This window comes from uncultured Maricaulis sp., assembly GCF_963976135.1.
GTDB lineage: Bacteria > Pseudomonadota > Alphaproteobacteria > Caulobacterales > Maricaulaceae > Maricaulis.
This window is the reverse complement of record NZ_CAXBKN010000026.1, coordinates 24,500-32,756: the sequence shown is the minus strand read 5'-3', so window position 1 is coordinate 32,756 and position 8,257 is coordinate 24,500. Positions and strand designations below refer to the sequence as shown.

The window sequence follows — 8,257 nt, the reverse complement described above, 5'->3', positions numbered from 1 at the left end:
ATGACGACCCGCCGGTGCCCGGCGCCGGCTCGGCGATCTTCCTGCATTGCAGGCGCGGCGATTATGAGCCGACCGAGGGCTGTATCGCCCTTGATCCGGCCGATGTCATTGAGCTGCTGACAACGGCAAAGCCCGGCGATTACCTCGTAATCGAGCCCTAGTCGCGCGGCCCGAAAAAGGCTGTGCCGATGCGCACCGAGCTCGCCCCCAGCGCGATTGCGGTTTCAAAATCCGCGCTCATGCCCATCGATAGTTCTTTCAACCCGTTTTCGCGCGCCAGTTTGGCTAGAAGGGCGAAATGCAGACCTGCAGGTTCGGCGGCCGGCGGAATGCACATCAGCCCGTCGATCTGCAAGCCATGCTCGGTGCTCATCCGGGTGAGAAAGGGCGATAGCTCGGCTGGCGCGATACCGGCCTTCTGCGCCTCTTCACCGGTATTGACCTGGACCAGCAGACGCGGAGTCCGGCCGGCCACCTTCATGGCCTTGCGCAGGGCGATGGCCAGCTTGTCCCGGTCGAGGGTTTCGATGACATCAAACAATTCAACCGCATCCTGGGCCTTATTGCTCTGAAGGGGACCGATCAGGCGCAGTTCGAGGTCGGCAAAGCGCGTCCGGCGCTCGGCCCAATGCTCGAACGCCTCCTGGACACGGTTTTCCCCAAAGACGCGTTGCCCTGCATCCAGCGCAGCCGCGATGGCTTCGTCAGTCTGCCGTTTCGAGACTGCGACCAGGGTGATATCGGCGGGATTGCGTCCGGCCTGTTGCGCAGCCGCGCCGAGCTGTGCGAGCAAGTGAGTGCGGCGTGCCGCGATATCCGGAGACGTGTTCATGATGCGGCCATATGATGCACAGCGCGGCTTGGCAAGACTGGCGCAGCGGGTTCGCGGCAGCTTGCCTTCGGATTTGCCAGCCCTGTTTGCCCTGACCGACCCGGTCAGAACGCCCGACCCGCTGGCCTTCGCCAGCCAGCTCGCGCCGGGGAGCGGTCTGATCTATCGCCATTTCGGCGCGCCCGAACGGTTTCAGGTCGGGTCGACACTGGTTGAGATTGCCCGGCAGGGTGGCCTGCAACTCTTCGTCTCGAGCGACTGCGAGCTGGCGGACCGGATCGGGGCCCATGGCATCCACTGGCCGGAGCGAGAATTGGGACAGGCCTGGGCGCGGCGAATGCGCGGCGATAGCCGTCCCTTCACCGCCTCGGTCCATTCCGGCGCAGCCTGCATGCGCGCCGCGCGGGCCGGAATTGACGGCGTCTTTCATTCAACCCTATTTGCCAGCCGCAGCGCAACGGCGGGCCGTCCGCACGGAATTCATGCCGCGGCAGCGCTGGCGCGCGGGACCAAGATGGCGGTCTATCCACTCGGCGGCGTCAATACACGCACGGGCCGTCGCTTGATCGGATTGGGATTTGCTGGATTTGGCTGCGTCGGCGCCCTGTCCGGAGACTAGAAGCGCAGCGCCGATTCAAACTTGATCTCGGGCTGACGCGCATCGCTTTCCATCATACGAAACATCGGATCATCCGGAGAGATCAGGCGAACCTGGCCACCGAGACGGAAACGGTCGCCGAGATTGATGAAGGCGCCGGCGCTGAGATCATTGACATCACTGCGGACGTCGGGGCCATCCTGGATGCCGACCCGCACGCCCCAGCGGCCGCCCGGGGATTCCCAGTCGACAGTATTTTCCAGGTCGAGACCAGGCAACATGTGCTCATTCATCGAAAGCGTGAAAGCTTCATACCAAGGCGTCTCGACACCTAGCGCATCGGTTGCCGTCGACTGAAGCTGGACCCCGGTCTCAATGACCGTCGGCTCGGCGTCCTGTGCCAGGGCGGCCGGCGCCAGGCCGAGCATTGCCGTTGCGATCGAACCAGCGATCACAGTCTTGACCATTAAGGCCCGGCAATTTCCCCACTTGGACATGGAACCACACTCCCTTGATCCATCAAACTAACCATTGCTCCCGGACTCCCCAAGCGGATTCTACTGACACCACCAAAAAATCCGTCCAGCTGTGGCGGATATGTCAAAACTGCCAGCCGAGCTCTGCGAAAATCGCGATGCCGCTGAGCCGGTTTTGCCGCCGCCCGGACGGGGTGATGACCGGCTCATCCCGGCTGGCAGACTGGATGCCGCCGCCAAAGACCCAGCGCTCGCCAATCAGACGCGAAGCGCTCAATTGCAGCGTTTGACCATCGACATGCACCAGATCATCACTGAACCGCGCCAGTTCCAGCGCCGTCAGCCAGGCCCCCTGTTCATAGGCTGCCGAGACCGACCAGGCCTGATAGGCTCCATCCGCAGCGAGACCATTGTTCGACAGCAGCCAGCGCGCGCCGGCACTGACCGGGCCACGGGTCCAGCGGAAGCCGGCATCCTGCGTGCTCAACCCGGCGAACCCGGAGACGCCACTCGTCTCGGAGCCCTCGCTGAGGCCCAGGCTGAAAGCAAATTCATTCTCGCCGCGCAATATTTCGTAACGCACACCCATTTCCCAGACATTGTCGAAAACAGGGCTCACCAGACCAGCTGGGCCAGCCCCCCAGGCACAATGGTCAACCCCGCAATCGCGGACACGCGGCGTGAAGGATGAGGCAATGCGGACCGAACCGACACTGGATGATTGTCCAATGGCAATTGAACGGAACACGATTTTAGGCGCGCTTCCGGAACTCAGATTGCGGGTCCGCGCGCCGCTCAGCCCGGTCAAGTCGACGCGGCCACCATCAGCACGGCTCAGGCGGAAGGCCGTCGGCCCCCGCTCAGGATCGAGGTCCGCAGCCCCGGCGCCATAACCGGCCCGTAGCTCGCCCCAGCCAATATCGAGAAATCCATAGCCCGACTGCACGGCGATCCGCGTGCCGTCGCCAGGTTCCGAGACAGCGGACTGAAAGCCGGAACTGCCCGCACGAACCGCGCGAACCGTACCGTCCACCATGACCTGTGCGCAATCGGCAGTCCCGGGCGGGCAATCGCCGACAGGTCCGCCCCAGCCACGTCGTCCGGTGTCATGTTCGACACGGCCGCCCAGGACAATTCCCCAGCGCCGGCCGGCATCCGTGAAGGTTTCAATCACCAGCTCGGCATCGATATCGTAGAGAAATCCGTTGGATGGGGCCGCATCTGAACCTGCAAGCCAGACAGCGCCCAGATCAATCCGGAGCTCGGGCAGGTCTGCGTCCAGCGCATCAAATGTCGATTGAGATTGTGCCGATTGAGAGAAAGCCGGCGGGCCCGCGAGCAATCCGGACAAAGCGGCGAAAAGGATCGCGCTGAAAGTCCGTTTCATACCTCGCGGCCCCGCCGTTCGGCCCCGTCCCCCCGGACGTCGCGCCGTTAATGGATGCGACAGACAGGCTGTGGTCAAGCGCCACCAACCCTTGTTGATGGCGTTCCTTGCCACATGTTGCACACATGCCACGCTCATTTGGGTGCCTTTCGGCGCTGGCGCGAGAAAGATCGCGTGTTATACACACCTTCCCGATACGCCTGAGCTCGCAAGATTCGAGTGTATGGGAAGTGTTTTCGCCGTCTTGCATTAAAGGAGTTACGGCAAATGTCCGATAGCCGGATTCTTGGTGCGGCCCTGTTCGCCGCCCTCCTGTTTCTCCCAGCCTGTTCAACTCGCGGCGGCGACGCTGCTGCGGAAGCGCAAACCGATCAGCGCTCATCCGGTTTTCAGCTGCCGAGCCTGCCAAACCCGCTGCGCAGCAATCGCCCGGTCGAGCCAGAAGGCATCGGCGTCAACGGGTATTTGTGGCGCGCCAGCCTGGACACGATCAGCTTCATGCCGCTCGCTGAAGTCGATCCCTTCGGCGGTGTCATCATCACGGATTGGTATGCCAATCCGCAAATGACCACCGAGCGCTTCAAGCTCACCGTCTATATTCTCGATACGCGCCTGCGTGCCGATGCATTGGCGGTCAATGTCTTCCGCCAGGTTCGCGAAGAGACTGGCGGCTGGATCGATGCCGAGACCAATCCGCAAACCTCCTACGAAATTGAAAACGCTATCCTGACCCGAGCTCGCCAGCTGCGCATTGCACGTCTGGAAGATTAGGGCACCGGGTACGCGGTCAAACGCTGCGAGCCAAGCATATGAGCCGATACAATCCACGTGAAGCCGAGCCGAAATGGCAGGCGGCTTGGGCGGAGCGTGACTCCTTCCTTGCGGGCGGGCCCAAGGCTCAAAACGGCAAGCCAAAATATTATGTGCTTGAAATGTTTCCCTATCCATCGGGACGCATCCATGTCGGGCATTCGCGCAATTACACCATGGGCGACGTCATTGCCCGCTATAAGCGCGCCCGTGGTTTTGATGTCCTGCACCCGATGGGCTGGGATGCGTTTGGACTGCCGGCCGAGAATGCAGCGCGCGACCGCGGCGTCCATCCAGGCAAATGGACCCACGCCAATATCGATGTCATGCGGGGGCAATTGCAGCGCCTCGGCCTGGCGCTTGACTGGAGTCGGGAATTCGCGACCTGCGACCCATCCTATTACAGGCACCAGCAAGCCATTTTTCTGAAATTTTTCGAGAAAGACCTGGTTTACCGCAAGACCGCCAAGGTCAATTGGGATCCGGTCGACCAGACCGTTTTGGCCAATGAACAGGTGATCGATGGCCGAGGCTGGCGCTCCGGGGCGCTCGTCGTCCAGCGTGAGCTCGATCAATGGTTCTTCAAGATCACCGCCTATGCCGACGAGTTGACCGATGCGCTCGACACTCTGGATCGCTGGCCGGAGAAAGTCCGGACGATGCAATCCAACTGGATCGGCCGCTCGCGGGGCGCAACCGTCTGCTTTCCGCTGACCGAAGCCGAAATCTCCGATGAGTTCGGTGCAACGATTGATGTCTTTACCACCCGTCCGGACACCCTGTTCGGTGCCAGTTTCCTGGCCCTGGCGCCGGATCATCCGATCGTGCGCAAAATCGCCGAGGACAATCCTGAAGTCGATGTCTTCATGCGCGATTGCGCGCGGATGGGGACCACGGCAGAGGACATAGAGAAAGCTCCAAAGCGCGGTGTTGATCTGGGGATTACCGTGCGCCATCCGTTTGATCCGGAATGGGAATTGCCGGTCTGGGCAGCGAATTTTGTCCTCTCCTCCTACGGGACTGGGGCAATTTTCGGCTCACCGGCTGGCGACCAACGCGATCTGGATTTCGCGCGCAAATACCAGCTCCCGGTCAATCCCGTCGTCTTGCCGGCGGGTGAGGATGCGGCGAACTACCAGGTCGAGGACGAGGCCTATACCGGTCCAGGCACGATCTTCAATTCGCGCTTCCTGGACGGTATGAGCACCGAGGACGCCCTGGACCGCGCGATCACCGAACTGGAAGCGCGCAAGCTGGGTGAAGGTGCGACCAGCTACCGCCTGCGCGACTGGCTGGTATCCCGGCAACGCTATTGGGGTTGCCCGATTCCTATCGTCCATTGCAGCGCGTGCGGTGCCGTCCCGGTACCCACCGACCAATTACCCATTGTTCTGCCGGAAGACGTCACCTTCGACCATCCGAGCAATCCGCTCGAACGTCACCCGACCTGGAAGCACACCGAATGCCCGTCCTGCGGCAAGCCGGCGCGCCGCGAGACGGACACGCTCGATACCTTTGTATGCTCATCCTGGTATTTCCTGCGCTTCACCTCACCGGGATGCGACGACAAGCCGTTTGATGCGGCCGAGGCCAAGCATTGGATGCCGGTTGACCAGTATGTCGGCGGGATCGAGCATGCGATTCTCCACCTGCTCTACGCGCGCTTTTTCACGCGGGCGCTCAATGATACCGACCTCTTGAACATGGACAATGGGGAGCCCTTTGCCGGGCTGTTCACCCAGGGCATGGTCACGCATGAAACCTTCAAATCGGGTGATGGCCGCTGGCTCTCCCCCGAGGAGGTTGATCGCAAGCATGACAGCGCCACGGAAATTGCCACCGGCAAGCCGGTGACGATCGGCGGTATCGAGAAAATGTCGAAATCCAAGAAGAATGTCGTCGATCTGGACGCTTTCGTTGAAGATTTTGGCGCCGATGCCGTGCGCTGGTTTGTCTTGTCGGATTCGCCGCCGGAGCGCGATGTCGAATATACCGATAGTGGCGTGGAAGGTGTCTGGCGCTTTATCCAGCGCCTTTGGACCGTGATGATTTCGCTGCCCGAGGGCGCGCCGGGTCCGCTGGCAGTTGCAACAGGCGCCGAGGGCGATGCCCTGGCGCTGCGGAAATCGGCCCACAAGACGCTCAAAGGTGTCACTGAGGCGATCGAGGGCTTCCGCTTCAACTCGGCCGTGGCCCAGATACATGACCTGGTGAACGCCCTGCGCAAAGCGGAAGCCGGCGGTGCCGGCATGATTGAAGCCCGGGCCGAAACGCTGGGCATACTGGCCCGCCTGATCTCACCCTTCATTCCGCATCTGGCTGAAGAATGCTGGCACAGGCTCGGTGGTGAAGGGCTGGTGATCGATGCGCCATGGCCGGAAGTCGATCTCAGCCTGCTGGTCGAAACCGACCTCGTCTTGCCGGTCCAGGTCAATGGAAAGCGGCGCGGGGAGATCTCAATTCCCAAGGATCTCGATCAGGAAAGCGTCAAACAGATGGCCCTCTCCGAAGAAGGGGTGGCGCGTTCGCTCGAAGGGCTTACGATACGCAAGGTGATCGTGGTACCTGGTCGCATTGTGAATATTGTCGCGGGATAAAGTCATGCGCCCTGTCCATCTTGCCCTGTCCGCTCTGATCTTGCTGATTGGCCTCAGCCTTTCTGCCTGTGGCTTCACACCCATGTACGGTGCCAGCGGCGTTTCCGGGGAGCTGTCGAACATCCGGGTCGAAACCGGGCGGGAACGCGTTGATTTCCGTCTGCAGGAAGCCCTGATCGATAGTATGGGCGCGCGCTCGGCCTCAGGCCCCTATACGCTTCGCGCCACAACCACAGTGACTTCGACGCCATTCGGGGTCGGCGCCGATGCGATTGCAAGCCGTTACGTTGTCCGCATCAGTGTGGACTGGGAATTGGTCCGCGACGGCGCAGTTGATCCCGTCTTGACCGGCGTTGCCCGCAGCGATGCGTCCTATGACGTCCCGGCCGGCGTGTATGGGGCGCTGACGTCGGAAGTCGATGCCGAAGACCGTGCCGTCAGCACCGCTGCTGACCGGATCATTACGCAGCTGGCGCGGGCAATGCAGGACAGGCAGGCGTGGTAAAATCATCGCCACGCGATGCCGATGCGCGGATAGCGCATCCTGACCCCAAGCTGAAAGCCTATCTGATATTCGGACCCGACAGAGGTCTGGTGCATGAGCGCGCTGACGCGCTGGCCAAAGCACTGGTCCCCGACCCGAATGACCCCTTCGCCGTTACCCAACTCACCGAAGAGGACCTCAAATCCGACCCAGCCAGCCTGGCCGATGCCATGGCAGCCATGTCGCTGACCGGTGGTGCCCGGCTGGTTCGCGTGCGCCTGTCTGGCGAGACCGGCAGCGGCCCGATCCTGGAACTCGTGGCGGCCCTCGAAAAGGGGCAGGCCCAGGCAGAGGCGTGTCTGGTCGTCGAATCCGGCGATCTGACGCCGCGTGGTAAGCTGCGCAAGCTGTTCGAGCCGGCCAAGTTGTCGATGGCCATCGCCTGTTATGCCGACTCCGCGCAATCACTGGCCGATATTGCGACCAGAATGCTGGCCGATGAAGGCCTGACGCTCACTTCCGACGCCCGGGCTGCCTGGCTGCCACGTCTGGAAGGGGATCGGGCCTTTGCGCGGGGCGAGATTGAAAAACTGATTCTTTTCAGAGGCCTGAAGAGTCAGCGTGCGCCCGGTGATGATCGTGTTGAGCTCAGCGATGTCGAGATGATCGCGGCGGATCAGGGCGATGCGGCGCTCGACGCGATCATCGGGCCCGTTCTTGATGGCTCACTGACTATCGCAGACAGTGCCTATATCCGGGCGCTGGGTGGTGGTGCCAGTGCAGTCGGCGTGTTGCGCGCCCTGCAACGCAGGCTCGACCAGCTGGGATCCGTTGCTGCTGCAGGTGGCGATGAAACGGCAATTGCGCGCAGCGGTGCGCCTCGTTACGGCCCGCAGGCCGCACAATTTCGCGGCCAATTGCAGATATGGCGTGGGCGCCGGCTCGATGCGGCACGGCAATTGGCCTTTGATGCCGAGCGTGCCGTCAAGCGGTCGGCCAGTCCAGCCGATACCCTGGTCGGTGATCTTTTGCTGCGTCTTGCGCGCGGTGCCGCGCGGATGCGGGCCTGACGA

General features: G+C 62.0%; 9 protein-coding genes. 6 read left to right on the top strand and 3 right to left on the bottom strand.

The window, feature by feature from the left end:
- Positions 1–14: 14 nt before the first annotated feature.
- A complete protein-coding gene (locus AAC023_RS05485; RefSeq protein WP_339738956.1) occupies positions 15–161 on the top strand; it encodes a L,D-transpeptidase family protein in 147 nt (48 codons plus the stop codon).
- Here the strand turns inward: AAC023_RS05485 and AAC023_RS05480 are convergent.
- Entirely contained in the window at positions 158–832 is a 675-nt protein-coding gene (locus AAC023_RS05480; RefSeq protein WP_339738952.1) for a YggS family pyridoxal phosphate-dependent enzyme, read from the bottom strand. The genes AAC023_RS05485 and AAC023_RS05480 overlap by 4 nt on opposite strands.
- On the opposite strand from AAC023_RS05480, the gene AAC023_RS05475 reads away from it, so the two are divergent.
- On the top strand, positions 831–1,451 hold the full coding sequence (locus tag AAC023_RS05475) for a thiamine phosphate synthase (RefSeq protein WP_339738951.1): 621 nt from the start codon (positions 831–833) through the stop codon (positions 1,449–1,451). The genes AAC023_RS05480 and AAC023_RS05475 overlap by 2 nt on opposite strands.
- Here the strand turns inward: AAC023_RS05475 and AAC023_RS05470 are convergent.
- Both AAC023_RS05470 and AAC023_RS05465 read right to left on the bottom strand, forming a co-directional pair.
- Positions 1,448–1,897 carry an NtrZ family periplasmic regulatory protein gene (locus AAC023_RS05470; protein WP_339738949.1) on the bottom strand — a complete coding sequence of 150 codons (450 nt, stop codon included), beginning with the start codon at positions 1,895–1,897 and terminating at the stop codon, positions 1,448–1,450. The two genes, AAC023_RS05475 and AAC023_RS05470, sit on opposite strands and share 4 nt — an antisense overlap.
- Positions 1,898–2,030: 133 nt before the next feature.
- Positions 2,031–3,293: a hypothetical protein gene (locus AAC023_RS05465; RefSeq protein ID WP_339738947.1), complete on the bottom strand. Its 1,263-nt coding sequence runs from the start codon at positions 3,291–3,293 to the stop codon at positions 2,031–2,033.
- A 267-nt stretch (positions 3,294–3,560) separates the two neighbouring features.
- On the opposite strand from AAC023_RS05465, the gene AAC023_RS05460 reads away from it, so the two are divergent.
- From AAC023_RS05460 to holA, 4 genes are read left to right on the top strand one after another with little or no spacing between them, the layout of a single operon-like run.
- Complete coding sequence (locus AAC023_RS05460; RefSeq protein WP_339738945.1) at positions 3,561–4,064, top strand: DUF3576 domain-containing protein; 504 nt, start codon at positions 3,561–3,563, stop codon at positions 4,062–4,064.
- A gap of 38 nt (positions 4,065–4,102) precedes the next feature.
- Positions 4,103–6,700 (top strand): leucine--tRNA ligase, encoded by a 2,598-nt coding sequence (leuS, locus tag AAC023_RS05455; protein WP_339738943.1) that lies wholly within the window; start codon positions 4,103–4,105, stop codon positions 6,698–6,700.
- 4 nt (positions 6,701–6,704) lie between these two features.
- On the top strand, positions 6,705–7,205 hold the full coding sequence (gene lptE, locus AAC023_RS05450) for an LPS assembly lipoprotein LptE (RefSeq protein WP_339738941.1): 501 nt from the start codon (positions 6,705–6,707) through the stop codon (positions 7,203–7,205).
- Positions 7,199–8,254 carry a DNA polymerase III subunit delta gene (holA, locus tag AAC023_RS05445; RefSeq protein WP_339738939.1) on the top strand — a complete coding sequence of 352 codons (1,056 nt, stop codon included), beginning with the start codon at positions 7,199–7,201 and terminating at the stop codon, positions 8,252–8,254. The genes lptE and holA overlap by 7 nt, the downstream gene beginning before the upstream one ends.
- Positions 8,255–8,257: the final 3 nt, after the last annotated feature.